The sequence below is a fragment of the Pseudogulbenkiania ferrooxidans 2002 genome (assembly GCF_000174355.1).
GTDB lineage: Bacteria > Pseudomonadota > Gammaproteobacteria > Burkholderiales > Chromobacteriaceae > Pseudogulbenkiania > Pseudogulbenkiania ferrooxidans.
Map to the genome: position 1 here is coordinate 262,065 of NZ_ACIS01000002.1, position 25,046 is coordinate 287,110.

General features: G+C 59.8%; 21 protein-coding genes. 9 read left to right on the forward strand and 12 right to left on the reverse strand.

The features are described 5' to 3' along the window. Positions 1-25 precede the first annotated feature (25 nt). The gene (locus FURADRAFT_RS03955; protein WP_008952821.1) at positions 26-535 is read left to right on the forward strand and encodes a GAF domain-containing protein; all 510 of its coding nucleotides are present in this window, start codon (positions 26-28) and stop codon (positions 533-535) included. Here the strand turns inward: FURADRAFT_RS03955 and FURADRAFT_RS03960 are convergent. From FURADRAFT_RS03960 to FURADRAFT_RS03980, 5 genes are all read right to left on the reverse strand, one after another. After that, positions 519-1,574 (reverse strand): DNA-binding protein, encoded by a 1,056-nt coding sequence (locus tag FURADRAFT_RS03960; protein ID WP_008952822.1) that lies wholly within the window; start codon positions 1,572-1,574, stop codon positions 519-521. The two genes, FURADRAFT_RS03955 and FURADRAFT_RS03960, sit on opposite strands and share 17 nt — an antisense overlap. A 96-nt stretch (positions 1,575-1,670) precedes the next feature. Beyond that, positions 1,671-2,852 carry a tyrosine-type recombinase/integrase gene (locus FURADRAFT_RS03965; RefSeq protein ID WP_008952823.1) on the reverse strand — a complete coding sequence of 394 codons (1,182 nt, stop codon included), beginning with the start codon at positions 2,850-2,852 and terminating at the stop codon, positions 1,671-1,673. Positions 2,853-3,297: 445 nt separating this feature from the next. Continuing rightward, positions 3,298-4,767, reverse strand: a complete 1,470-nt coding sequence (locus tag FURADRAFT_RS03970) for a DHA2 family efflux MFS transporter permease subunit (RefSeq protein ID WP_328269337.1) — start codon at positions 4,765-4,767, stop codon at positions 3,298-3,300. Positions 4,768-4,848: 81 nt separating this feature from the next. Next, complete coding sequence (locus FURADRAFT_RS03975) at positions 4,849-5,988, reverse strand: HlyD family secretion protein (RefSeq protein ID WP_008952825.1); 1,140 nt, start codon at positions 5,986-5,988, stop codon at positions 4,849-4,851. Between the two features lie 36 nt (positions 5,989-6,024). Then, positions 6,025-7,506 carry an efflux transporter outer membrane subunit gene (locus FURADRAFT_RS03980; RefSeq protein WP_236261526.1) on the reverse strand — a complete coding sequence of 494 codons (1,482 nt, stop codon included), beginning with the start codon at positions 7,504-7,506 and terminating at the stop codon, positions 6,025-6,027. A 47-nt stretch (positions 7,507-7,553) separates the two neighbouring features. On the opposite strand from FURADRAFT_RS03980, the gene FURADRAFT_RS03985 reads away from it, so the two are divergent. Next, positions 7,554-8,165 (forward strand): TetR/AcrR family transcriptional regulator, encoded by a 612-nt coding sequence (locus tag FURADRAFT_RS03985; protein WP_236261527.1) that lies wholly within the window; start codon positions 7,554-7,556, stop codon positions 8,163-8,165. Positions 8,166-8,211: 46 nt separating this feature from the next. Here the strand turns inward: FURADRAFT_RS03985 and FURADRAFT_RS03990 are convergent, their stop codons facing one another. Further along, complete coding sequence (locus tag FURADRAFT_RS03990) at positions 8,212-8,850, reverse strand: TetR family transcriptional regulator (RefSeq protein ID WP_008952828.1); 639 nt, start codon at positions 8,848-8,850, stop codon at positions 8,212-8,214. A 373-nt stretch (positions 8,851-9,223) separates the two neighbouring features. Between FURADRAFT_RS03990 and FURADRAFT_RS03995 the strand changes: the two genes are divergently transcribed. Genes FURADRAFT_RS03995 through adeC form a run of 3 tightly spaced genes read left to right on the forward strand, consistent with a single transcriptional unit; the run spans position 9,224 to position 15,092 of the window. Then, positions 9,224-10,408, forward strand: coding sequence for an efflux RND transporter periplasmic adaptor subunit (locus tag FURADRAFT_RS03995; RefSeq protein WP_008952829.1), 1,185 nt, complete (start codon positions 9,224-9,226; stop codon positions 10,406-10,408). Between the two features lie 15 nt (positions 10,409-10,423). Next, positions 10,424-13,633, forward strand: coding sequence for an efflux RND transporter permease subunit (locus tag FURADRAFT_RS04000; RefSeq protein WP_008952830.1), 3,210 nt, complete (start codon positions 10,424-10,426; stop codon positions 13,631-13,633). Then, entirely contained in the window at positions 13,626-15,092 is a 1,467-nt protein-coding gene (gene adeC / locus FURADRAFT_RS04005) for an AdeC/AdeK/OprM family multidrug efflux complex outer membrane factor (protein ID WP_008952831.1), read from the forward strand. Before FURADRAFT_RS04000 ends, adeC begins: the two co-directional genes overlap by 8 nt. A gap of 121 nt (positions 15,093-15,213) precedes the next feature. Here the strand turns inward: adeC and FURADRAFT_RS04010 are convergent, their stop codons facing one another. The 6 genes from FURADRAFT_RS04010 to FURADRAFT_RS04035 form a co-directional block, all read right to left on the reverse strand. Continuing rightward, on the reverse strand, positions 15,214-15,834 hold the full coding sequence (locus tag FURADRAFT_RS04010; protein ID WP_008952832.1) for a methyltransferase family protein: 621 nt from the start codon (positions 15,832-15,834) through the stop codon (positions 15,214-15,216). Positions 15,835-15,948: 114 nt separating this feature from the next. Then, positions 15,949-17,823 carry an asparagine synthase (glutamine-hydrolyzing) gene (gene asnB, locus FURADRAFT_RS04015; RefSeq protein WP_008952833.1) on the reverse strand — a complete coding sequence of 625 codons (1,875 nt, stop codon included), beginning with the start codon at positions 17,821-17,823 and terminating at the stop codon, positions 15,949-15,951. 4 nt (positions 17,824-17,827) lie between these two features. Continuing rightward, positions 17,828-18,787 (reverse strand): glycosyltransferase family 2 protein, encoded by a 960-nt coding sequence (locus FURADRAFT_RS04020; protein ID WP_008952834.1) that lies wholly within the window; start codon positions 18,785-18,787, stop codon positions 17,828-17,830. Between the two features lie 50 nt (positions 18,788-18,837). Then, positions 18,838-19,176, reverse strand: a complete 339-nt coding sequence (locus tag FURADRAFT_RS04025; RefSeq protein ID WP_008952835.1) for an EamA family transporter — start codon at positions 19,174-19,176, stop codon at positions 18,838-18,840. Then, complete coding sequence (locus FURADRAFT_RS04030) at positions 19,173-20,117, reverse strand: class I SAM-dependent methyltransferase (RefSeq protein WP_008952836.1); 945 nt, start codon at positions 20,115-20,117, stop codon at positions 19,173-19,175. The genes FURADRAFT_RS04025 and FURADRAFT_RS04030 overlap by 4 nt, the downstream gene beginning before the upstream one ends. A gap of 45 nt (positions 20,118-20,162) precedes the next feature. Continuing rightward, positions 20,163-21,746, reverse strand: coding sequence for a hypothetical protein (locus FURADRAFT_RS04035; protein WP_008952837.1), 1,584 nt, complete (start codon positions 21,744-21,746; stop codon positions 20,163-20,165). A 262-nt stretch (positions 21,747-22,008) separates the two neighbouring features. Here FURADRAFT_RS04035 and FURADRAFT_RS04040 point away from each other — a divergent pair, with 262 nt between their 5' ends. The 4 genes from FURADRAFT_RS04040 (at position 22,009) to FURADRAFT_RS04055 (ending at position 25,001) form a co-directional block, all read left to right on the forward strand. Beyond that, complete coding sequence (locus FURADRAFT_RS04040) at positions 22,009-22,203, forward strand: Flp family type IVb pilin (protein ID WP_008952838.1); 195 nt, start codon at positions 22,009-22,011, stop codon at positions 22,201-22,203. A gap of 499 nt (positions 22,204-22,702) precedes the next feature. Continuing rightward, a complete protein-coding gene (locus FURADRAFT_RS04045; protein ID WP_040652413.1) occupies positions 22,703-22,885 on the forward strand; it encodes a Flp family type IVb pilin in 183 nt (60 codons plus the stop codon). 50 nt (positions 22,886-22,935) lie between these two features. Continuing rightward, positions 22,936-23,487 carry an A24 family peptidase gene (locus FURADRAFT_RS04050; RefSeq protein ID WP_008952840.1) on the forward strand — a complete coding sequence of 184 codons (552 nt, stop codon included), beginning with the start codon at positions 22,936-22,938 and terminating at the stop codon, positions 23,485-23,487. Positions 23,488-23,690: 203 nt separating this feature from the next. Beyond that, positions 23,691-25,001 carry an ATP-binding protein gene (locus tag FURADRAFT_RS04055; protein ID WP_008952841.1) on the forward strand — a complete coding sequence of 437 codons (1,311 nt, stop codon included), beginning with the start codon at positions 23,691-23,693 and terminating at the stop codon, positions 24,999-25,001. Positions 25,002-25,046: the final 45 nt, after the last annotated feature.

Here is a 25,046-nt window from a genome sequence, read left to right on the forward strand (position 1 = left end):
GCACCACCCGAAACGAAGATTCCAGATGGCCGAACAACTGATTATCGAAGGCGGCAGCAAAGCCGAGAAATACCAGACGCTGCTACCGCAAACCCGTGCCCTGCTTGACCACGAAACCGACCAGGTCGCGGCCCTGGCGAACCTGTGCGCCGCGCTCAAGATGACTTTCGACTGGCTGTGGGTCGGCTTCTACGTTGTCAAGAATAATGAACTGGTCCTGGCACCGTTCCAGGGGCCGATCGCCTGTACACGCATCCCGCACGGCAAGGGCGTCTGCGGTGCGGCATGGAAGGAAAACCGCACGCTGGTTGTACCCGACGTCGACGCCTTCCCGGGTCACATCGCCTGCTCTTCCAGTTCCCGCTCCGAGATCGTCGTCCCGGTACGCCTGCCGGACGGGCAGGTCGCCGCCGTGCTGGACGTCGATTCGGAACAGCTCAACCAGTTTGACGATGTCGACGCCCACTTCCTCGAGAGTATCGTCGCCCCGCTTGGCCGGCTCTTTACCGCCGCGCCGGCTAACGCGGCACCCTGATTTCGAGCCACTGCCGCAAGGCTACAGCATCCATGTGCACGATCTCGGCCGACGCCGCGCCGAGGTCCTGCACCAACTGCTCCAGATACCCCTGCACCATCGATCGACGTTCGGCATCGGCACGCGTCACCACCGCTGACATTTCCAGCAACTGTTCATTGAGCCGGTTGCGGCTTTGCGATTCGCTGTCGAGCATGCGCTGGAGCTGCTCGCGCTGCTCCTCGAGCGTCTCGAGCTTAGCCGACAAGCGTCCGCATTCTCGTTCTCGCTCGGCCAGTCGCTCCTGCCACAGCGTCGTGGACCGGCCAAGCTCCTTGCGCATAGCGAGCAACTCGCCCTCCAGGCGCTCCTCCGTCGCTTTCATCTGCTGGCGCTCTTCTTCGATCTGCTCGTAGAGCCGCACGCGCAAGCCTTCCAAGCGCTCATACGCCAAGGCCTCGCGCCGGGCGCTTTCTTCCTTCTCCTGTTGCACCTGGCGCTCGGCCCTCTCCCGGAACTCGGAGAATCGTCCCTCGCTCTCTTGCTGAATTTTCTCTACCTGAACCAGCGCCTTTTCCAACGCCTGGCCACGCTCTTGCAAGGCCCGCTCGAGCGACTCGCAGCGCGCTTGCTCCGACTTCAGCTGCCCCGCCAGCGCGGCCAGCTTGGCCGACTCCATGTCAAGCTCATGCCGGGCCGCCACCAACGCCAGCTCCGCACTCTCCAGCGCCTGGCGCAACTCGCCGCCGGCCTCTTTTTCGGCCACCAGCTCCGCCTGCCACTCCTGGCGCACCGACTCCAGCCGACTGTCCGACTCGTCACAAGCGCGTTGCCAGATTTGTTCGAAGGCTTCGGCCAACCCTGCCGGCCAGTCTGGCCGGCGCGCGGATACGGCCACGCGCGACAGGAATTCCTGGCGCCATTCCTTCAGCGTATTGTTGATCGTGGTGTTTGAGCCGGTGCCCAGGCGCGCCCGAACCTCAATCACCGTGGGCCAGACCCCCTCGCCGACCAACTCAAACGCCACCTGGCGAATGCGGGAATAAATATCCGCCCCCATCTAAACCCTCTCTTCTTATCGTACCGGCCAGCATCACTGCGCCGCCGAACATCAACACATGATTATAAGATCAATTCATTTTCATCCTGCGCTACGTCAATCATCCCCATCGCGTCGCAGCAAATCGCGATCGAACGCCTCGACCTGCTCTTTCAAGCTGGAATGAATGTAGTAACGCTGGGTCGTGGCATGCGACTTGTGCCGCAAACGCTCCGCCGTCAAGTGGATCGGCACGCCGGCCCGTGCCGCATGCGACGCCAGCGAATGACGAATCCAGTGCGTCGAAGCTGCCTTCAGGGCTTCGCCCCATTGAACATCGAGCGAGCGCGCCGCAGGCTCGGCCATTCGAAAGAACCACTTCAAGGCGCTATAGATCTGCAGTCCCTGGATCGCCCCGACGCCGTCCAATGCGGACACCAGCGGCACGCCTCCCTCTCCCCGCTGCGGGTAATCAGGTAAGCCGCGGAACCGCCGATACCGCACCAGAGCGTCGATCGCCTGGCGGTCCAGCGGCACATCGACTACCCGCCCCCCTTTACCCATCACCCGCCACAGCCATAGCCCCTGCGTTCGATGGATATGTCCCATGCGCGCGCCGGCCAGCTCGCTCCGTCGTGCCGCAGTCCGGTACAGCCACTCCAAAAGGAAGCGCAAGCGTTCAACCCGAGCCCGGCGGGTCGCCGTCGATACCGGCAAGGCATCGAGAAAATCAACCAGCCACCCCCACAAACCCGGCTCGATCCAGCGATTGATCGCAACCTGCCCCTCTTCGTCGAAACCTGCCGGCGCCACGGTCTCGCGGCCGCGCTGGTTTTTGCCGAGCAAGCGGAAAGGGTTGGCCGCCAGATAGGAAGCGTTGACCAGATAGTCGAATAACGCCTGCAGAATGATTTTGGCTTGCCGCCGGCTCGATTCCTTCAGCGGACCATTGATCAAGCGCCAATGCGCCGGCCATTCCGGATGGCGCTCCGGCCCGGCCAGCCAATCGAAGTAACGATGCAAGTCTTCCACCCGCAAACCTGAAACCGGTTTTTGCTGAAAACTGATCGACCACAAGGCCAGCCGATACGCCTCTTTCCTGTAGGCACGATGCGTATTGGGGTTATCTATTGTCGCAAGCCAGCATTCAATCGCCTCGAGGTCATTGGCCGCGTTGATCTGGCATGCCGGATCAAGTTGCAGCGAACGACTCCCCAACACGAAAGAAAGCCCCTCCTGCTGGAGTAGCGCCGCCACCTCACATGAGGTCGGCAGCCCCTTCAATTCCCGCCCGCTCATCCCGCCCCCCGGTTTTGTTACCCCAGCATTATATAGCAACGATTATGTAAATAATCATTGCATATTTTTATATTGTAGTATTTATTACATGTTATACGTAATGTACATTAAATTTCAAGGTAACCATGCCAAACAGCCCAGTGCACCGGTGCAAGCAGGTAAATCAATGCAGGAATTTGTCGTGCTAAGGATGAGAACAGCCAGGTCGAATGGCCGAGCCAAAATGACGCACAGGCCACTGTCGAGCACGCAATCGGAAGAGGAAATAGTGAGAAGCGATGGCGCAGGACACACCAGAAACGGCAGGGCTTGTACGGCAGGACGGGCGTCCCACCAGCGTCGTTTAGAATCTATCAATGCGAGAGCAAGAAAGGTCTTTTGCCTTGGACACGCTCAAGACCTTTCTTGAACACGGACGGCCTCTGCCACCCAACAGACAACGTTACTAATGAACGTTGCTGGTATCCGCCACCTTGGTCGGGCGCGGTGCCAGCCAGATCGCACACGCCGCAATCACGAACGACAGCCCGCTCAGCCAGAAAATCTGGTTGGTCGAGAGCATGATGCTTTGCGACTGCACCAGCTGATCGATCATGCCCCTGGCGGTTTCGGCGCTCATGCCACTCTGGGTCAGCCCCTGCAGCACCTGACCGGTCGAATCGACGAAGCCGGACAACTCGGCTCGATTGTAGGAGGCCTTGTCCTCCCAGGAGGTCGTCACCAACGACGTCGCAAAAGCGCCGGATAACGTCCGCAAGAAACTCATCAGACCGGCGGCGGAAGCCATCTCCTCGGTTTCCACACTCGCCATGGCCAGGCCTGTGAGCGGAACGAAGAAGAAAGGCATGCCGACTCCCTGGAACAGCAAGGGCAAGGCCACCTGCCAGAAACCCATATCGGAGGTGCCGAAGCTACGGAACAGCGTCACACCGCCAAGCCACATCACGCCGAAGAACACCAGCGGCCGCGGGTCCATCTTGGTCGACATTTGTGCCGCGATCGGCGCGGCGATCACCGCCAGGATGCCGCTCATAGCGGTAGCGTAACCGGCCTGGGTGGCGGTGTAGCCCATATAGCTCTGCAGCCATTGCGGCGTCAGGACCGTCGCACCAAAGAACGAGCCGAAGGCAAGCGAAATGGTCAGCACGCTGGCCCAGTAACCACGATGGCGGAACACGCGCAGATTGACGATAGGGTTGCTGGCCGTCATTTCCCAGATCATGAAGGCAGCAAAGCCGATGACAGCGATGATCGCCAGGATCACGATCTCTGGAGACGAAAACCAGTCCAGATTTTTCCCTTCGTCCAGCATCAACTGCAAGGCCGCCACCCAGGCAATGAGCAGAGCCAACCCGACCGCGTCTACGGGCAGCTTGATCAGCTTGCCCTCAAAGCGCTTGAGCATCTGCCAGCCAAAGTAACTGCATGTAATCGCGAGCGGCGCATTGATGAAGAAGATCCACGACCACCCCACCTGGTCACAGAGATAGCCTCCCAGAATCGGCCCCATGATGGGTGCCACCAGCGTGGTCATACTCCACAGACCAATGGCGGCACCGGCTTTCTCTTTCGGGAAAATCTGCTGCAGCAAGGTCTGGGACATCGGCATCAACGGACCACCGGCCAAACCCTGCAATACGCGGAACAACACCAGCAGCTCGATCGAGTTGGCAAAGCCGCACAGCACCGAAAACAGCCCGAACAGCAGCATCGAGACGACGAACAGGCGCACCGTGCCGAAGCGGGCGGCCAGCCAGCCCGTCAAAGGAACGATGATGGCCTCCGCCACGGCGTACGAGGTGATGACATAGGTACCCTGGCTGGCTGACACGGCCAATCCGCCAGCAATATTGGGCACCGACACATTGGCGATAGTAGTGTCGAGCACCACCAGGAAATTGGCGGCTGCCAGCATCAATGCAGCCAGCCACAGCGCCCCGCCTTCGAGCGGCTTGGTCTGTGCAGCAACGACGTGAGCACTCATGACAAGACCCCTTTAGAGATTGCTGGCCGTATCGACGGTGGCAGTCATGGACAGACCGACCTGCAACGGATGAACCTTCAGCTCGGCCGGATCGAGCTCGATGCGCAGCGGCAGGCGCTGCACCACCTTGATCCAGTTGCCGGTGGCGTTCTGGGCCGGAATCAGCGAGAACGCCGAGCCCGAACCGCCGGAGAAACCCACCACCTTACCGTGGTACACCACGTCGGAGCCGTAGATGTCCGAATGCAACGTGACCGGTTGGCCGACCCGTACCTTCTCCAACTGCACCTCTTTGAAGTTGGCATCCACGTGCACCTGCTGCAGCGGAACCACCGACATCAACTGCGCACCGGACTGGATGCGCTGTCCCACCTGCACCTGACGCTTGGCTACCACGCCGTCAATCGGGGCACGAATGACGGTGCGCTCCAGATCCACGCGTGCCTGATTACGCTTGGCGCGGGCCAGGGCGACTTCGGGATTGGTATCGACGGTGGTGTTCGCGGTCAACGTCTGATTGGCCTTGAGCGAGCCCTGGGCCGCCAGCTTGTTGGCCCCCGCCTGAGCCAGCGCGGCCTTGGCTGCCTCCAGGGCAGATTTGGCGGTGTCGTAAGCCGTCTTGGCATGCGTCAGCTCTTCACCCGATACCGAGCCGGATTTCGCCAGTGCCTGACGACGCTCCAGGTCGATCTTGGCCCGCTCCAGATCACTTTGCGCGGAGCTCAACTGCGCCTTGGCGCGCAGCAGCTCGGCATCGCGGGCACTGACCTGGGCCTGCAGGCCGTCGTCGCTGGCCAGATAGCCTTTGACCTTACGCTCGGCCCGCGCCAGTTCGGCCTCGGCCTGCTCCAGGGCCAGTCGAGCATCGGTGTCGTCCAGCTCGACCAGGACATCGCCCCGTTTTACCGCCTGGGTGTCCACCACCTTGACGGCGCGGACGTTGGCGCTGATGGACGGCGTCACCTGGGCGATTTCGGCGGCGACATAGGCATTGTCGGTTGTGACGTGATGCGAGGCGACCAGCGTCCAGTAGGCACCATAGGCCGCAGCGGACAGCGCTACCGCACCGCCCAGGGCGAGGAACAGTTTCTTGCGCTTGGCCGCATTGTCGATTTGAGGAAGCGGCGCGGTGGCAGTCAACGTTTCAGACATGATGAATTCCTTGGCTTATTGAATTGGTGTCGGTTGTCATGCCGCGCGATAACCGCCACCAAGGGCGCGGATCAGAGCGACATCGAGACTCAGACGGCGGGTCTGCAGATCACTCAGCGAGCGGCGGCTGGCAACCACGCTGTCTTCGGCAGTCAATACGTCCAGATAGGTAGCCAGACCACCCTGATAGCGGTTACGAGCGATGCGCAAGGCATCCTCGGCCGCCGCCAGCGACTCCTGCTGTGCCGACAACCGGCCATCGAGTGCCGCCTGGCTGCTCAAGGCATCGGCGACATCCTGCAATGCTCGATTGAGGGTCTGGTCGTAATTGGCGACGGCTTCGTCATACTGGGCACGGGTGACGCGGTACTGGCCTTGCAGCTGGCCACCCCGGAAGATGGGCAAGCTGATGGCCGGACCGAAACCGGCAATGCCGGAGCCGGCCTTGGTGAACAAGCCCAGCCCCAAGGATTGCGCCCCGACGTAAGCCGACAGGTTGAGATTCGGGTAGAACTCGGCCCGCGATTGATCGATCCGTTTGGCCGCCGCCTCGGCACGCAGCCGCGCGGCGGTGAGGTCCGGGCGGCGCCCGAGCAGATCGGCGTGAAGTTGCGCGGGAATAGTGATGTTCTGTGCCAGGTTGATTGCCGGCCTCTGGATGCGATCACCCCGCTCCGGCTCGGCCCCCATCAGGGCGGCCAGTTGATGGCCTTGCAAGGCGATGGATTCTTCGATTGCCAGCAGCTCGGCCTTGGCCGACGCCGAACGGGAATCCGCCTGACGCACCGTCCCCAGCGTTTCCAGCCCTTGCTGTTGCCGCTCCTTGATCAGCTGCGCGCTTTGGGTGCGAATCTCGAGGGCCTGCTGTGCCGCATCCCGTTGGGCGTACAAGTGCGCCAGTTCGGCATAGGCCGCGGCAATGGCGGTCGACAAGGTCAAGCGCGCCTGGGCTGCATCGGCTTCGGCCGCCGCCTGCTCATTGGTAGCCGCGGCAAGCGCCGAGCGGTTTTTGCCCCAGAAATCGATTTCGTAGCTCAGGTCCAGCGTGGCCCGGACAGAGTTATTGAGCCCCTGTGGCACGAACGCGGCCGGAACACCGTTGTTGTAACTCTGCTTCATCCGACTCAACGAAGCATTCACCCCCACCGAAGGCAGCGTGGCGGCACCAGCCTGCTGCGCCGCGCCGATGGCCTTGCGCACCCGCGCATCGGCTGCAGCCAGATCGGGGGCATTGCGAAGCGCCTCGTCGATCAGCTGATTCAACTGGGCATCACCGTAGTGCTGCCACCAGCTGGCGTCGAGTTGGACCTGCCCCGCATTTGGGCTGACACCCAGGGATTTGGGTTGTGGCAACGGGCCAAGATCCGGCACGCTGGCGCAGGCGGCCAAGGCGAGCACGATGGCCAGGGGCATGGCACGTCGCAGCAAAGCCGTAGGTGATGAAGCGCTCATGTCGGTGATTTCCTTGTAAACTGTACTGTACGGTTCAGTTATAACTTGACAGATTTCTGCCGTCAAGCAAAACTGAACTAGTTGGTTCAATTTTGAGGCACCATGTTGTGAGAGTGAAAAGCGAGACAAAGCGGCAAGGCATCATCGATGCGGCCGCCGAGATATTCATGGAGCAGGGCTTCTCCGCCACCTCCATGTCGGAAATCGCCAATCGGGCGGGCGGCTCCAAGGCCACCCTGTATAGCTACTTTCCGTCCAAGGAAGAGCTGTTTTGCGAGGTCATGCGGGACTTGTGTACCGCGCGGGTACAGCCGGTCTTTACCGTGCTGGAGACAGGGGAACAGTTGGCCGAGACGCTGGAGACGTTCGCGATCGGCTTTCTGCGGGAAATTCTTAGCCCCGACCTGCTGGCGATTCGCCGCATGATGCTGACAGAGGCCGGACGATCCAATATCGGGCAACTGTTTTACAACGAGGGGCCCAAGGTTGGCCGAACCAGAATCGCCCATTACCTGGAGCAACAGATGCAATTGGGGCTCCTGAAGCAGGCCGACCCATGGCGTGCCGCCCTGCATTTGCTGGCTCTGCTGACATCCGAGCTGGCCGATGAGTGCTTGTGGGGCGTCAGGCAAAAACCGACCGATCAGGAAATCGCCGAGCATGTGCGCTCGGCACTGACGGTATTTTTTGCCGCTTACGGCACTCAACCCATCTCTCGGGAGTGACGTCACCAGAGGTTGATGCCAGGTTCAGGCGCGCCGGGTCGTTACTTCAGGGACGGCGCATCGCAGGACAGGATTTGAGCATTTCACAGTAGCCATCCAGCAGGTTTGCGGCCTCGCCTTCCAGGTCGAAGCTCTCGGGGCTGAACAGCCAGTTGCCCATCAAACCGCTGACCAAGGCATGCAGCATGATGTCGGCACGAGCGATGTTGAGCCCGGCCGGCAACTGGCCCAGCTCAACCGCCCGCTGCAGGATACGGCGGATACGGTCGGTACAATCTACGAGGCACTCTTGTTGGCGCTGCAGCACCGGCCCCATGTCGTTGGTGAGTTCGCACTTGTGATAGAGCACATCGAACACGCGCCGGCGCTGTTCGTTGCGCACCAGGCTTTGCAGAATACTCAGGCAAGCAGCATGCAATTCACCAAGGGGATCAGGATGTTGCGGATTGTCCACCACGTCAGCGAACAGGGTTTCGATCGGCAGGCTCACCCGGTCGACCATCGCAGTGAACACGTCCACCTTGTTTTTGAAGTGCCAATAGATCGCACCGCGTGTCAGCCCGGCGGCGGTGGCGATATCTGCCAGAGAGGTACATGCCACCCCCTGCTCGGCGAAAACCCTCTCGGCCGTGTCGAGAATCAGACTGCGTGTTTCCAGCGACTCTTCTTTAGTTTTGCGGGCCATCAAGCCTCTCCCGAACTGGCAAGGCGTTCATAGCGCCCCACACGTCATAGACATACATTCATGAATGTATATATACTATCAGCCAGCCTGGTAATTTCCCAGCACCCCGTGTAATCCATTTTATTAGTGTGGTTTTGATAGCCTGGTGATGTGTTTTATGGCTGCGGCCATCGCCCCATGACAGAGCGGCCTCCCCGCCACTGCACTCGCATGGTTGATGCGCCGTCCAGATGTAAGGATCACCAGAAAATCGCATAATTAGGATATTTGCATTTCCAGACGAGAAGCAGGCTGGCTGTCTCCCATAGGCCGTCTCTCTCGGGTCTTCGACTTAGCCATACCCAATCACCCACTTGAGTATCGGGAGCGTTCCATGCGCATCAATAAAAACTCCTCATTGCGTCTGGTCACAGTCGCAACCCTTGCGGCGGTAGCCGTCCTGACCGGCTGCGGCGAGAAGCAGCAGACGCCGCCCCCCGGCGCGGGTCAACCACAGGAAGTCGGCGTCATCACCGTCAAGCAGGAAAGCCTGGCTCTGTCGACCGAGCTTCCGGGCCGACTGAATCCTTATCGAGTATCCGAAGTCCGCGCACGTGCAGCCGGCATTGTGCTGAAACAGGTTTTCCACGAAGGCAGCGACGTCAAGCAGGGTGAATTGCTGTTCCGTATCGACCCGGCCCCCCTCCAGGCAAGCCTGCTGAGCGCCGAAGCGTCGCTGGCCAAGTCGGAAGCGACGCTGGCCCAGGCCAAATTGCAAGAGGGCCGCTACAAGGAGCTGGTTGCGGTCAATGCAGTCAGCAAGCAGGATTACGACAACGCGGTCGCGGCCGTGAAACAGGGGCTGGCCGACGTGGCCGCCGGCAAGGCGGCGGTGCAGACCGCCAAGCTCAATCTGGGCTATACCTCGGTGACATCCCCGATCCCCGGCCGCATCGGCAAGGCCCAGGTAACGGAAGGCGCGCTGGTAGGCCAGAACGAGCCCACCCTACTCGCCACCGTGCAGCAACTCGATCCGATCTACCTCGACTTCACCCAGTCGAGTTCCGACATGTTGCGCCTGCGCCGCGCTTTCGACAGCGGCAAGCTGGAGAGCGTGGCACCGGGCCAGGCCAAAGTCCGCCTGGTCCTGGAAGACGGTACGGAGTACCCCCTGACCGGCAAGTTGCTGTTCTCGGATGTGACGGTGGATCAGAGTACCGGCATGGTCACGCTGCGCGCCGAGTTCCCGAACCCGAAGCATGAGCTGTTGCCCGGCATGTACGCCCGCGCGCGCCTGGCACAGGCGGTCGACAAGGCGGCGTTGACCATTCCGCAACAAGCGCTGCAGCGCGGCCAGGGCGGCAGCGCCTCGGTAATGCTGGTCGGCGCCGACAACAAGGTGGTGGCGCAACCCGTGAAGGCCGAAACGGCGGTCGGCGACAAGTGGGTGGTCACCGAAGGCCTGAAGGCCGGTGACAAGGTCATCGTGCAGGGCCTGCAGAAAATCCGTCCCGGCGCGCCGGTGAAACCGGTTGCGGCGACCTCTTCCGCCCCTGCCTCGGCCGTTCAAGGTCAATAACGGAGACCGCTCAACATGCCTAAGTTCTTTATCGATCGCCCGGTCTTCGCCTGGGTGATCGCCCTGTTGATCCTGCTGATCGGGGGGCTGTCGGTGGTCAAGCTGCCGGTGGCACAGTACCCCAGCATCGCGCCGCCATCGGTATCGGTGAGTGCCACCTACGCCGGCGCCTCGGCGGAAACGCTGCAAAACTCCGTCACGACGGTGATTGAGCAGCAGATGAACGGCATCGACGGCCTGCTGTACATGTCGTCCAACAGCCAGTCGTCCGGCCAGGCCACCATCACGCTTTACTTCCAGCCCGGCACCAATCCGGACATCGCCCAGGTCCAGGTGCAGAACAAGCTGCAACTGGCCATGCCGCGCCTGCCGACCGAGGTGCAACAGCAGGGGGTGAAGGTTGCCAAGGCGACCCGCAATTACCTGATGTTCGTCACGCTGTCGTCGACGGATGGCAGCGTGGATGCGGTAGGGCTCGGCAACTACATCTCGTCCAGCCTGCTCGACCAGCTGAGCCGGGTGACCGGCGTAGGCGAGGCCAATCTGTTCGGCTCGGAGTACGCGATGCGCGTATGGGTGAGCCCGGACAAGCTTAACAGCTTCAAGATGACCACCTCCGACATCATCGCCGCCATCAAGGCACAGAACGTGCAGGTGTCGGCCGGTGAGCTGGGCGGTCTGCCTGCCATCAAGGGCCAGCAGCTGAACGCCACGATTCGGGCGCAAAGCCGTTTGTCTACCCCCGAGCAGTTCGGCAACATCCTGCTGCGCGTCAACAAGGATGGCTCGCGTGTGCTGCTGCGCGATGTGGCTCGCATCGAGCTCGGAGCGCAGACCTTCACCACCAAGGCCTACGTCGACGGCAAGCCGGCGGCGGCAGTCGGCATCAAGTTGGCGCCTTCGGCCAACGCCCTGGCCACGGCACAAGCAGTACGTGACAAGGTCAAGGCATTGTCCCCGTACTTCCCTGCGGGGGTGAAGGCCGACGTGCCGTACGACACCTCGAAATTCGTCAAGATTTCGATCGAAGAGGTGGTGAAGACGCTGATCGAAGCCGTGGCGCTGGTCTTCCTGGTGATGTACCTGTTCCTGCAGAACTTCCGTGCCACGCTGATTCCGACCATTGTGGTGCCGGTCGCACTGGCCGGTACGCTCGGTGCGATGGCGGCGTTCGGCTTCTCGATCAACGTGCTGACCATGTTCGGCATGGTGCTGGCGATCGGCATGCTGGTGGATGACGCCATCGTTGTGGTGGAAAACGTCGAGCGCATCATGAGCGAGGAAGGCCTGCCGCCGCGCAAGGCGACGCGCAAGGCGATGGAGCAGATCACTAACGCGCTGATCGGCATCTCGCTGGTACTGACCGCGGTATTCATCCCGATGGCGTTCTTCGGCGGTTCGGTGGGGGCCATTTATCGGCAGTTCTCGCTGTCGCTGGTGGCGTCGATGGTGTTCTCGGTACTGTTGGCACTGACCCTGACCCCGGCCCTGTGCGCGACCCTGCTGAAACCGGTCGACGCCGGCCATCACCACGCCAAGAGCGGCTTCTTCGGCTGGTTCAACCGCAGCTTTGCGGCCAGCACCAACAAGTACCAGGGGGCGGTCGCCAAGATCATCCACAAGACTGGCCGCTACATGCTGCTCTACTTCGTCATCATCGGCGTGGTGGCACTGCTGTTCGCGCGTCTGCCGTCGTCGTTCCTGCCGGAAGAAGACCAGGGCTACTCGATCACCATGGTTCAGTTGCCGACCGGAGCTACCGCGGAGAACACCCGCGGCATCCTGGAGAAGGTGGAGCAGTATTACCTGAAGCAACCGGAAACCGCGCACTCCATCGCTGTGGCCGGCTTCGGCTTCAACGGCAATGGCCAGAACCTGGGTTTGGTGTTTACGCCGCTCAAGGACTGGGACGAGCGTAAGGCCAGCGAGCACCACGTGCAGGGCGTGATCGGACGGGCCTTCGGCTTCTTCTCGCAGATCAAGGACTCGATCATCTACCCGCTCAACCCGCCGCCGATTCCGGAACTGGGCAACGCCACCGGTTTCGACTTCATGCTGCAGGACCGTAGCGGCCAGGGCCACGACAAGCTGATGGAAGCGCGCAACATGGTGCTCGGCATGGCGGCCAAGGATCCGCGCCTGACGGGCGTACGCCCGCAGGGCATGGAAGATGCACCGCAGTTCCAGGTCACCATCGATCAGGAAAAGGCCAGCTCGCTGGGCCTGTCGCTGGCAGACATCAACAGTACGCTGAGCACCAACTTCGGTTCGTCCTACGTCAACGACTTCACCAACGGCACCCGTGTGCAGCAGGTGATCGTGCAGGCCGATGCACCGTACCGGATGCAGCCGCAGGACATCGAGAAGCTGTTCGTGCGTAACGCTTCCGGGACCATGGTGCCGTTCTCGGCCTTCGCCAGCGCCAAGTGGAGCTACGGCTCGCCGCGCCTGGAGCGCTACAACGGCGTGCCCTCGATGGAAATCGTCGGCACCGCGGCGCCGGGCAAGAGCTCCGGCGAGGCGATGCAGGCGATCGAGGAAATCGTCGCCAAGCTGCCCGCCGGCTTCGGCATCGAATGGACCGGCCAGTCTTATGAAGAGCGCCTGTCCGGTTCGCAAGCGCCGGCCCTGTTCGCCATCTCGCTGGTGGTGGTGTTCTTGTGCCTTGCCGCGCTGTACGAAAGCTGGTCGATCCCGTTCTCGGTCATGCTGGTGGTACCGCTTGGTGTGTTTGGCGCGCTGCTGGCAGCGCACCTGCGCGGCCTGCCCAACGACGTCTTCTTCAAGGTAGGCTTGCTGACCACGATCGGCCTGTCGACCAAGAACGCGATTCTGATCATCGAATTCGCCAAGGACCTGCAGGCACAGGGCAAGAGCGTGATCGAAGCGACGCTGGAAGCGGTTCATCTGCGGCTGCGCCCGATCCTGATGACCTCGATGGCCTTCGTGCTGGGCGTGCTGCCGCTGGCGATCAGCAATGGCGCGGGCTCGGCGAGCCAGCACGCCATCGGTACCGGCGTGATCGGCGGCATGCTGTCGGCCACGTTCCTCGCCATCTTCTTCGTGCCGGTGTTCTTCGTGGTCGTGCGCAGCCGCTTCAAGGGCAGCGAGCGTCAGCGCAAGTTCTACACGCACCATATGGAAGACGAGGACGCGGCGGTTGCGACGGTGCCGGTGACGGTTGAAACGCGTAACGCGGACCAGGAAGGAAAACACCATGACTAAATACACCTTGCCCGCCCTGCTCGCCGCCACGCTGCTCGCTGGCTGCTCTTTGGCCCCGACCTACCAGCGCCCGGCGGCGCCGGTGGCCGGGCAATGGCCGAGCGGACCGGCCTACGGCGGCGATACCGCCACCCAGGCGACCAAAGGCAATGCCGCGGACATCGGCTGGCGCGAGTTCTTCGCCGATGCACGGCTGCAAAAGTTGATCGAGCTGGCCCTCGCCAACAACCGCGACCTGCGGGTGGCGATGCTGAATGTCGAAAAGACGCGCGCGCAGTACCAGATTCAACGCGCCGACCTGTTCCCGGCGATCGACGCCACCGGCAGCGGCACGCGCCAGCGTCTGCCGGCCGACCTGTCGAGCAGCGGACGCGCCGGCGTGAGCGGCAAGTACAGCGCCTCCGTCGGCTTCACCGCGTACGAACTCGATCTGTTCGGGCGCGTGCAGAGCCTAAAGAACGAGGCGCTGGAGCAGTACTTCGCCAGCGGCGAGGCGCAGAAATCGGCGCAAATCTCGCTGGTATCGGAAGTGGCGAGCCAGTACCTGACGCTGCGTGCGCTGGACGAGCAGCAGAAGGTGGTCACCGACACGCTTACCGCCCAGCAGAGCTCGTATGACCTGACCAAGAAGCGCTTCGACGTCGGCACCGTCACCGCCCTCGACCTGAGCACCGCCGACAGCCAGGTGCAAACCGCCAAGAGCAATCTGGCGAGCCTGATGCAGCAACGCGCCCAGGCCGAGAATGCCCTGGTGCTGCTGGTGGGCCAGCCGCTGCCGGCCGACCTGCCGCAAGGCAATGCGTTCGATGCCCAGGGCCTGCTGGCGGATCTGCCGGCCGGCCTGCCGTCCGACTTGCTGGAACGGCGCCCGGACATCGCCCAGGCCGAGCACCAGCTGAAGGCGGCGAATGCCGATATCGGCGCGGCGCGCGCGGCATTCTTCCCGAGCATCTCGCTCACCGGCAGCTACGGCACCGCGAGCAGCGAGCTCAGCAATCTGTTCAAGGGGGGGCAGCTCGCCTGGAGCTTCATTCCGCAGATCAACCTGCCCATCTTCGACTGGGGGAAGAACGCGGCCGGGCTGGACGTCTCCACCACCGGCAAGAAGATCGCGGTGGCGCAGTACGAAAAGTCGGTGCAATCGGCGTTCCGCGAAGTGTCCGACGCGCTGACCGCGCGGGCCATGCTGGAGCAGCAGATCGCGGCGCAAGAGGCGCTGGTAAAGTCCGAAACCCAACGTTACCAGCTGGCCGAGCTGCGCTACCGCAATGGTGTGGACAGCGCGCTGACGCTGCTCGATGCCCAGCGCTCGCTCTACAGCGCACAGCAAGGTCTGATCCAGGCCCGGCTCGCGCGGCTGACCAACCAGGTGACCCTGTACAAGGCGCTGGGCGGTGGCTGGCTCGAACACTCGGCCGCCACGGGAGAGGCACTGCCCAAGGCGGATGCCGCTTCCTAGTGAGGTGTATCCCGCCCGCCGACAGGCGATTCAAGCAAAACGCCATGAGCCTCTCTCATGGCGTTTTTTTGTCGGCTCGCACCCGATCGCAGAACGTACAACGTTGGCCGAAGCCTATCTTCTAATACACGAAGGGGATCAGGCGGTAGCGTACCGTCTGCATATAGACCCGATACGCCGGATCGAGCGCCAGATGGCGCTCCTCACGGACGATGCGGGTAAACAGCAACACCAGCAACAGGGCATAGATCAGCACATTGGTCAGGGACGTGTTTTGCAGCACATAGCCGGCAAAAACCAGAAAGTAGCTGGCATAGATCGGGTGACGCACGATTCGGTACATCCAGGCTGTCTTGAGCTCCCGCTTTGCCGCCACGATGGCAAAGCTACGGTTCAACGACAGCAAGCCGACGATCTGCAATACCGTCCCGGCCAACACCAGCACGCTCGCCGCTGGCATGACACCCCACGGCGCGGGCCGAAACAGCATCGGCAGAAAACTGCCGGCCACACCGATCAGCCAGTCAGCCGGGGCGAGGGAGATGGTCTTGGGGCTGCTGCGCACGAAAAAAAGAACCGCCGTCAGCGTTTCTGACAAGACCACCACCATCAGAGCAACGTCATGGGTCTGCTGAAACCGGGTCAGATGGGCGTAGGAAAACAACCACCAGACCAGGGAAAAAGCCGCCCCGACATACAGATTGAAGCGCTTTGAATACAGCAGGCCCGTCAACGTGTCCATGACCAACCCCTTCCGTTCGTCAAACAAGCTCTGGCGGGAGAACCGTATCGATCCCCCGGCCGCCCCTCTTCGGGGCGTGACTCGCCACGCCAGAGAGATTCATGCACATCCGCACTACATCAACGCCCCGTCGGCACGCGGCGGCACCACCATGCCCAACACCCACTGGCTCCAAAGAAAGGAATGATGGTTTTTTCGATGGCACGCGTGATCGGCAAAGGCCGCATCGATAAAGTCGTTGTTCAGGCAGGACAGGCCGGACTTTTCGGAGAACAGGCTGCTGCCCCTCAGCCACTGGGCGACCGGTGCCGCGAAGCCCTGTTTCGGCCGACGCAGGGTGTCCCTCGGCAAGAAAGGCTCCATCGCTTTCTTCAGGATGTACTTGGTTTCGCCGTGCCGGATCTTGTACTCGGACGGAATGGTCCGTGCCAGATTGACGACATCGATATCCAGAAACGGCGAGCGCAGCTCCAGCGAGTTCATCATGCTGGCGCGATCGGTTTTCGCCAGGATGTCGTCCTGCAGATAGATATCGGTGAAAAACTGCAGGGTCCGATCGACCGGATCGGGTTGCGAGCAGCGCTCCCAGGCATCGATCGCCTCGGAGAACACCTCGTCGAGGTCGACCGGCTGCTGGAACAGCTCGGTGAACTCCTGCTCGTCGAGCGGGCACATCCATACCGGATTCCACAGCCGGGAGGGATAGCCGACCCCACGGATGGCCCGTTTCAGCTTGAAGTCGAGGCTCATGTAGCCATCCAGCACCGGCAGGTGGCTTGTCAGTAATTGGATCACCTGGTGCACCGGCTTCGGCACGGCCTTCTGGTAGTAGCCCGCCCACTTCAGGGCCCGAAACGGCGCGTAGCCCCCGAACAACTCATCGGCACCATCCCCGCCCAACGCCACCGTCACGCGCTCGCGGGCAAAGCGGCACAATAAATAAGTCGGCAGCAGCGAGCTGTCGCCCGTCGGCTCATCCAGCCGCCTCACCACCTCGGGCAGCAACGCCCTGGCGGCCTCGCACCGCAAGATCTGCTCATGGTGCTGCGCCTCGATATGTTCTGCCATCCGGCGCGCATAGCCCGATTCGTCAAAACCTTTCTCGTCGAACCCGATACTGAACGTCTGCAACTGGCCCGGCTCGAGACGGCGGGCCGCCAGCGCGGCCACCGCCGACGAGTCGACCCCGCCGCTGAGAAACACGCCCACCGGCACATCGGCCATCAGACGCCGGGCAACGGCCTGGTCCAGCAACGCGGTCAGCTCTTCTTGGCACTGGCGTTCAAATCCGGCAGGGCGCGTTTCGGTAGGCTCAAGAACGAAGGACCAGTAGCGCTCCACCTCGACCACCCGCTCCTGCAGCGCAAAGGAGAGCGAGCACCCCGCCGGCAGCTTGAAAATGCCTTCGTAGGGTGTGTGCGGAGCCGGAATGTAGCCATAGCCGATGTATTTCTGGATGGCCCGGGTCGACACCGTGGCGGTGACATGCGGATGCGTCAGCAGGGCGGTCAGTTCGGACGCAAAGATCAGGGTGTCCTGCTGAAACGTATAGTAGAACGGCTTCTTGCCGAAACGGTCACGGCTGCAAAACAGCCGCTGCCGGGCCTGATCGTAAAGCGCAAACACCCACATGCCGTTGAGCTTGTGCGTCAGCGCCTCTCCCCACTCGCGGTAGCCGTGCAGCAGCACCTCGGTATCGGAATGGCCGGTGGTGAAGACATGCCCTGCCCGCTCCAGTTCGGCACGCAATGCCTGATGGTTGTAGATTTCCCCGTTGAACACCACCCCCAGGCGGCCGTCCTCGGTCCACATCGGTTGATGGCCATCGGCGAGGTCGACAATGGCAAGCCGCGTATGCCCGAGATACACCCCTCGGTCCCGGTCACACCACGCCCCTGCCCCATCCGGCCCGCGATGGCTCAGCAGTCGGAGCATCCGCGACAGATCCTCGGATGCGCCCTTTCCCACGAACCCGGCGATGCCACACATCGGCTTACCCCTGAAGACCGTGCGGCTTGATATTGCAGGTCTTGCCAATCAGATACACGGTCTTGCCCTGCGCCTCGTAATAAGTACGGATCAGCACTTCGGCCAACAGCCCCATCAGAATGCACATGAAGCCCGAGATACCTGCCATCACACCCAGCAGTGGAAGGGGCGTCGAAATCAGGGAGACGCCTTCGACAAACTTAAGGTACAACGCCCAGGTCACCACCAGCAGGCTCACGGCGAGAATCACGACGCCGACCGAACCGAACAAATACATGGGTTTGCCGGAATACTTGGCCAAAAACTTCACCACCAGCAGGTCGAGCAGGACCTTCACCACCCGGCTGATGCCATACTTGGACACCCCGTTCTGACGGGGATGGTGCTGGACCGGAATCTCCGCGATCCTCGCCCCGAGGCAGCTCGCATAGATCGGGATGAAACGGTGCATTTCGCCGTACAGGCGGATGCCTTTGATGATGTCCTTCCGGTACGCCTTCAGCGAGCAACCGTAGTCATGCAGGTGCACCCCGGATACGTACGAAATGATCCCGTTGGCGACCCGGCTCGGAAGCGTACGGTTGAAGGGGTTGTCTTTTCTATCCTGGCGCCACCCGGAAACAACATCGAAGCCTTGTTCCAGTTTCTCCAAGAGGCGCGGGATGTCCTGCGGATCGTTCTGCAGGTCGCCGTCCATGGGAATGATGACGTGGCCTTCGGCATAATCGACCCCCGCCATCATCGCCGCGGTCTGGCCGAAATTGCGGCAGAACTTGATCACCTTGACCGACGCATTTCGTGCCGCCAGCTCTTCGAGCTTGTCTTGGCTGCCATCGGTGCTGCCATCGTTGATGAAGATCAGCTCCCAAGGCTGCCCCAATCTCTCGAGCACTGAAACCGCCTGCTCGTATAGCGCGGTGAGATTGTCCGCCTCGTTATATACAGGCACGATAACCGAGATCATAAGCACCTCTCGCTCAAGGTAAGCACGGCGCAACGTTGATGACGTCAAACTCAGGTGATGGTCCGCCCGACCAGCACGATTCCGGAAAAGATCAACCCGATCCCCAGCAGCCTGGTAGCACCAATCGGCTCACCCAGTACCAGATGCGCGGCAATAATCACCGCGACGAACTGCATTGCCGCCAGCGATTGCGCCACGTTCAGCGGCAGCACCCGCAACACGACGATGTACAACAGCGCCGCCAGCCCGAAACATACAAAGCCCAGGACGATCTTGATGTTGAGTAGGCCCAGCAGCCCGCCCTCCGCACGCATCGCCCCGGATTTAAAGAAAAGGTTGGCCGAAACCGTGAGCAAGACCATCGCCAGATAACAGGCAAGAATCTTCATGACTGTGCCCTCTTCGGCTTTTCCGCCATGCCGATCACGATGAGCCCGGCATGCCGGAGCCCGGGAATCCTGACCGTCCAACCATCCAGTTTCGCCATCAGTCGCGTCAGCACTCGAATGCCGGGCAGGAAGCGGAATAGGCGATTGAAGACCAGCACGTCACTGTTCATCAGCAGGCAATAACCCAAGAACCCATGGGTTTCCCAGTGCTTCAGCTCCAGACCCGCACGAGCCAGCACCGGAACCGTTTCCTCATAAAGCAGAGGTCGTTCGGTCTTTTCATCGAGTGCGGGTGACAGCCAATAGATCAGCGCGCGCAGCCAGCGCCACAGGAAGAAGTCGCTCACCGGCTCGCGCCAGTAGAAGCGCCCGCCCGGTTTCAACACCCTGTAAATCTCACTGAACAGACGCTCCCGGTCGTTGACGTGGTGAATACCGCCGATGATGAATACGCTATCGAAGGTGGCGTCGTTCAACGGCAGGTTGGTGGCGTCGCCCTGGATGAAGCAGTAGCGCTCGTCGTCCAGATACCGTCGCGCCACCGCCAGCATCGAGGCGGAGATATCGACGCCGACCCCGCTGCCGACCCGCCGACCCAAGAGGCGAAACGCCTCGCCACTGCCGCAACAGATTTCTGCCGTCACCGCCAGTTCGGCATCCGAGACCACCCGATGAAAGGCATCGTCCAGATGGGCCATATACTCCTGTGTATGGGGATAGCCGAGATTTTCGAGATACTGCGCATGAACCTTCTCGAAATGCGCCTGCTGCCGCTTGGCATCCTCGGTGCACAGGGTTTCGGCAAACAGGGGAATTCCGGAGGCATTGACCCGGTAGCAATTGGCGCCATCACAACTCGACAGGCCCTGCCCGTCGAATACCAGCGCACTCCCGGAACTGGGGCAGCGCATCATCCGGACAAACTGCGAGTTGAGATTCATCGCTCCCTCCCCCAAACCTGACTGGACCCTTTTGCAGCACCCGCCTCAGCCCCGACCACTGTTTTGGCCATATCGGGCAATGAGCGTCTGGTACTTGCTAACGTTTCTGAGCAAGACGGAATGCTTGCCATCATCAAAAACGGACTTGAAGCTTCCGTCCGCCAGAATGAGCTGCCGGATCGGCGCCGAGCTGTCGCACACGACATAATCGATGCCGTAGCTGGCAAAGTGCTTTTTCCAATCCTTGTCACCCCGATAGGTTGCCAGGTAGCGATCCACGAAGCCCTTGGGATAGATGTCTGTTCTGCCGTAGATAAACACACGCTGCTGCGGGTACAACCGGTAAATCAGGTAGCCGCCGTAGTGGTAGGTATTGAACATGCGCCCTTCGATGTGGTTGGCCAGGATGAAATCCACGGCTTTCACCGGCATCAGCTCAGTCAGAGATTCTTCCGCAAGGTTTTTCCGCGAGGGGTAGATCAGGGCAATCGCCAGCAGGGCAAATATCAGGAGCAACAGGTTCATCACTCCTTCCGCCCCGCCAACCTGCCTGTTTCCCGCAGCCCAGGCCTTTCCAGCCCTAGCGGCCAAGGGATGTGGAGCAGTGCTTGCTCGTTGGATCGGGAATCGAAGTTTGTGCAAGCTCTCTGACACCGGTAGATCCCGGTAGAACAGCGCAAAATGGGGGGCCATGGCGATTGCGGCCAAAGGCAAGTTCCTCACCGAAATGAACGCGCCCGCGATGTAAATCAACGACACACCGGCTTCAGTCAGGTCGGGCTTCCTGCGCGAATAGACCATGGTCAGGAAGAAAATGAACACCATGGCCAAAAAGTACTGGAACAGCCATTGGTGAAAGCTGGGCGACTGCCATTCGGTAATGAATTGCATATCGCCCGAGGCCACGATGGCATTGTAAGGATAAAGCCAGTAGCTGAACCCTTGCGGGTTGATTGCCGTCGCAAGCAGACCCAGCAGCACAACCAGGGAGAGTCGAGTCAGCCGTGAAACGGCAATACAGCCTGCCGCATCGCGCCAGCAATATTTGGCCCATTCCGCCGCGGTGAACGCTGCCATCAACACCAGACCGAGGAAGAAGCCGCCGTGCAGGTTGGCCCACAGCAGCATGATGAGGGGTATCCACCCCAGCCCCCGGTCAGAGGCGCAATATTTGAAGCGGAACAGCACCCTGAGCAACAGGGCGAACAATAAAAAAGTAAAGATATGTGGCCGCGGGGCCAGCAATCCCATGAACACACAGAACAGCAGAATCGCCAGGGCCGCCTTGCCCTCATCCTTCAGGACGTCAAGACAGGTCTTGTAGCTGACGACCCAGCACGACACGTAAACGGAAGTGGTAAACAACCACACCGCTTTCAAGCCGCCCAGCCGGAACAACTGGTACAACAGCCATTGAGACAACCACTCGGAATTGACCCAAGAATGCCCTGAATTGGTATAAGTGAACACATCATGCCAAGGCAATTGCGAAGAGCTAGCAATAAGCTCACCCGTTTTGAGATGCCAGTAAAAATCGGGGTCCTCAAATCTGGGGAAAAACCCGATCACCATAAACATGACGATGAAAATAACGATCGGCAGCGTCAAAAACCCTTTCAAGTAAGCCATCTCTTTAAATCCCCCAGTTATTTTTATAATTGATTTGTCAATTGCACCCGTTTCACCCTTGAGATGCACTATAGTGCATGACAAAACATTATCAAGAGCTTGACACCCATTTCAGAACAGCCTAAACCATAGTGCATGTCATACCCGAATGCATGACCACACAACATTCGAGCAACTCACCAATAATTCAATAAGCATTATTAATAAACGTCATTTATACCAAAACAATAAACAGGCACTTTCAACAATGAGACAAGCCACCATGTCAAAACTAAAAAGCATTCTGACGTCACTCTTCAATGATGATGAGGGTGTCACCAGCATCGAATATGCATTACTGGGATCCTTGATCGCCGTTGTGATCCTCTCGTCTGTTCTGGGACTTGGAACCAACCTGACAGCATTGTTTGCGAATGTGGCGACACAGATTGCGGATGCCATCGGCGGCGCCCTATAGCCAGACCGCCTCCAGGCCAAAGCTTAATTCATAAAGGCACCGGACAACCTATCAAATCGTGATAGATGAGACCGGGTTTTTGTGGCAAGTCAAAAGAAATGCAAATGGAAAATAAAAATTTGCGATTCATCTTGCATCGCAAACAAGTTGTACTAAATTGGGTTTAACGGAGGGTTCTTTTACGCAATTAGCAAGCCAAGCAGTGCCGCCAAAAAGCAGCTTATGCAAACAGACTAATCTTAACGGCGAAAATAATACCATCCGGGTTGAGTAGCGGCTATAAAACACGGTTTTTTTATGCCCTCATTTAAAACAAAGGCAACGAAGTATGCTCAGCAAAAACTTCACAATGCCAACTACCGGAAGGCGGACCAAGGGAAACCTGGCAATCCAATGCTTCAGCCTGGAGAGCCATGACGCAAGGCGCCATGACGTTATGGCGCAATGACAATGGCAGCACCTTGCTGCTTTGGGATCACTCATGATGGAGAGTATGGCCATGAAAAAGCTGACGTTTGCATTGAAACAATTCACCCAAGACGAAGAAGGGGTAACCGCTATCGAATATGGTTTGATTGCCGCACTCATTGCGGTAGTGATCATTACCTCTGTCCAAGCAGTAGGCAACCAACTGAGCCTTGTGTTTAACAACATTGCAACGGCACTAAACACTGCACTTTAATATCAAATAAGTTAAAAAATGCATGCCACAGTAACAACACGCGGCTCATCATGCCATCAACCATAACGATAAGCATCTTGCTTGGGGCGAGGCTGGGCCTGCTTGCAGGCTTCCTCCTCGCCGCCGTTATCACCGATACGGCCGCCAGGAAGATTCCCAACAAACTGGTGCTAGGGGGATTGGCAGTAGCATTTCTCTGCCAAGGGTTGTTTTTCGGTGGCAGCGGTTTGCTGGACGGGGCAAAAGGGATGGGGCTGGGGTTCGTGCTGTTTCTGCCCCTCTACCTTTTACGCGCCATGGGGGCGGGCGACGTGAAATTGATGGCCATGGTGGGTGCGTTTACCGGCATGCAGGATATCGTCGGCATCGTCTTATTCACGTTTGTGGCTGGCGGGGTACTGTCACTGGCATTTGCCTTGAAGCTGAAATCGCTTCACCGGCTGATCAACAACATGAAATACCTGACCTTGGCTGGAATGAGCAAAGTTGCCGCAGGAAAAATGCCGGTCAATGATTTTCCTGTCAATTCGATAGGAACACTGCCCTACGCTTGGGCTATAACGCTAGGGACAGCCGGTTATTTTGTTTGGCGCTCACTGTAAAATCCAGCGCAGAATTAAAATCGAATAACAATAAAACAATAACTCATCCGGCTGACCAAGGGGCTTGCGGCGCAAAGCGGCTTTTTTTGGGCCAAGCCACATGCATTTTGGATTATCTATGAAGTTGATGTTTTGATTTGGCAAGATCCACGTTCTCAACATGAGGTTATGGATGGTGCCAAATAATCGGGGAAGGAACGACGATGTTCAATCCGGATGGTCTGGAGTCGCACAATAGCGGCTCATCCCAAGAGTTATTGCCCAAAGCGCCGCAATACGTCAAAGAAACCGAACTGGATTTTCTCTTCCTGGTGGAGTTGCTCTGCAAGACACTGTTCTTCCACGGGCAGATGCGACTGGTCGAACTGGTTAACCACACCAAGCTGTCCATTTCCGTGCTCGAACCGCTGCTTGCCTTCATGCGCACCGAGCAGCTTTGCGAAGTGTCCGGGCGCAGCGACACCGAAGCCACCATCGCCTTCAACCTGACCGACGTTGGCCGAAGCCGGGCGCAAACCTTCCTCCAGAAAAGCCATTACGCCGGCCCGGCCCCGGTGAGCCTGGTTTCGTACATTGACATGGTGCACAAGCAGTCTATCGGCGGCATGAAGATCACCAAGGAGTTGGTCGCCGAGGGCTTCGAAGGATTCGTACTGAGGCAGAGCACGCTGGACCAGTTCGGCGCCGCCATGAATTCCGGCCGGGCCATCTTCGTCTACGGCCCGGCCGGCAGCGGTAAAACCTACGTCTCCGAGCACCTTGCCACACTGCTTACCGGCTACACGGCTATTCCGCATGCAGTAGAGATCAACGGAGAGGTCGTCCAGATTTTCGACCCGCTGGTGCACAAGCCGGTGAGTAATACTGGCGCCGTGGGCTCGCTCGACCGGGGCGTGCGGCACGACCCGCGCTGGGTGCTCTGCCAGCGACCGGTGGTGATTACCGGCGGCGAGCTGACCCTGTCGATGCTGGATCTGGAATTCGACCAGAACACGCGCTTCTATCAGGCACCACCCCAGGTCAAGGCCAACAATGGTCTGCTTATCATCGATGACCTGGGACGCCAGTTGGTCTCGCCTCAAACCCTGATGAACCGCTGGATTGTCCCGCTGGACCGCAAGGTCGACTACCTCGCGCTGCATACCGGCACCAAGTTCATGGTGCCGTTCGACGTCATCGTGATCTTCTCCAGCAACATCCCACCCAGCCAGTTGGCCGACGAAGCCTTCCTGCGGCGCCTCGGCTACAAGATTTATATCGGGGAGCTCCATGAAAACGAATATCGAACCATCTTCGAGCAAAACTGCAACCGGATGAATATTCCGTTCAGCGAAGCGGGGCTGCGCTTCGTCATCGATCAATTGCATACCAAGCACGACAAACCCCTCCTCGCCTGCATCCCGCGCGACTTGCTCGAGCAGGTGCGCGACTTTGCCTTCTATCAGGGCGTGGAACCGGAGCTGTCGGAAAAGATGTTGTCATGGGCATGGGAAAACTACTACACCCGAGGCTAGGTTGGTTGACTGACCCGGATTCGAGCCTCACATCACGCACGGGGA

Coding starts and splice junctions, on each gene's coding strand:
- FURADRAFT_RS03955 (WP_008952821.1), top strand. CDS start 26: ATGGCCGAACAACTGATTATCGAAGGCGGCAGCAAAGCCGAGAAATAC.
- FURADRAFT_RS03960 (WP_008952822.1), bottom strand. CDS start 1,574: ATGGGGGCGGATATTTATTCCCGCATTCGCCAGGTGGCGTTTGAGTTG.
- FURADRAFT_RS03965 (WP_008952823.1), bottom strand. CDS start 2,852: ATGAGCGGGCGGGAATTGAAGGGGCTGCCGACCTCATGTGAGGTGGCG.
- FURADRAFT_RS03970 (WP_328269337.1), bottom strand. CDS start 4,767: ATGCTGGCAGCCGCCAATTTCCTGGTGGTGCTCGACACTACTATCGCC.
- FURADRAFT_RS03975 (WP_008952825.1), bottom strand. CDS start 5,988: ATGTCTGAAACGTTGACTGCCACCGCGCCGCTTCCTCAAATCGACAAT.
- FURADRAFT_RS03990 (WP_008952828.1), bottom strand. CDS start 8,850: ATGGCCCGCAAAACTAAAGAAGAGTCGCTGGAAACACGCAGTCTGATT.
- FURADRAFT_RS03995 (WP_008952829.1), top strand. CDS start 9,224: ATGCGCATCAATAAAAACTCCTCATTGCGTCTGGTCACAGTCGCAACC.
- FURADRAFT_RS04000 (WP_008952830.1), top strand. CDS start 10,424: ATGCCTAAGTTCTTTATCGATCGCCCGGTCTTCGCCTGGGTGATCGCC.
- adeC (WP_008952831.1), top strand. CDS start 13,626: ATGACTAAATACACCTTGCCCGCCCTGCTCGCCGCCACGCTGCTCGCT.
- FURADRAFT_RS04010 (WP_008952832.1), bottom strand. CDS start 15,834: ATGGACACGTTGACGGGCCTGCTGTATTCAAAGCGCTTCAATCTGTAT.
- asnB (WP_008952833.1), bottom strand. CDS start 17,823: ATGTGTGGCATCGCCGGGTTCGTGGGAAAGGGCGCATCCGAGGATCTG.
- FURADRAFT_RS04020 (WP_008952834.1), bottom strand. CDS start 18,787: ATGATCTCGGTTATCGTGCCTGTATATAACGAGGCGGACAATCTCACC.
- FURADRAFT_RS04025 (WP_008952835.1), bottom strand. CDS start 19,176: ATGAAGATTCTTGCCTGTTATCTGGCGATGGTCTTGCTCACGGTTTCG.
- FURADRAFT_RS04030 (WP_008952836.1), bottom strand. CDS start 20,117: ATGAATCTCAACTCGCAGTTTGTCCGGATGATGCGCTGCCCCAGTTCC.
- FURADRAFT_RS04035 (WP_008952837.1), bottom strand. CDS start 21,746: ATGGCTTACTTGAAAGGGTTTTTGACGCTGCCGATCGTTATTTTCATC.
- FURADRAFT_RS04040 (WP_008952838.1), top strand. CDS start 22,009: ATGTCAAAACTAAAAAGCATTCTGACGTCACTCTTCAATGATGATGAG.
- FURADRAFT_RS04045 (WP_040652413.1), top strand. CDS start 22,703: ATGAAAAAGCTGACGTTTGCATTGAAACAATTCACCCAAGACGAAGAA.
- FURADRAFT_RS04050 (WP_008952840.1), top strand. CDS start 22,936: ATGCCATCAACCATAACGATAAGCATCTTGCTTGGGGCGAGGCTGGGC.
- FURADRAFT_RS04055 (WP_008952841.1), top strand. CDS start 23,691: ATGTTCAATCCGGATGGTCTGGAGTCGCACAATAGCGGCTCATCCCAA.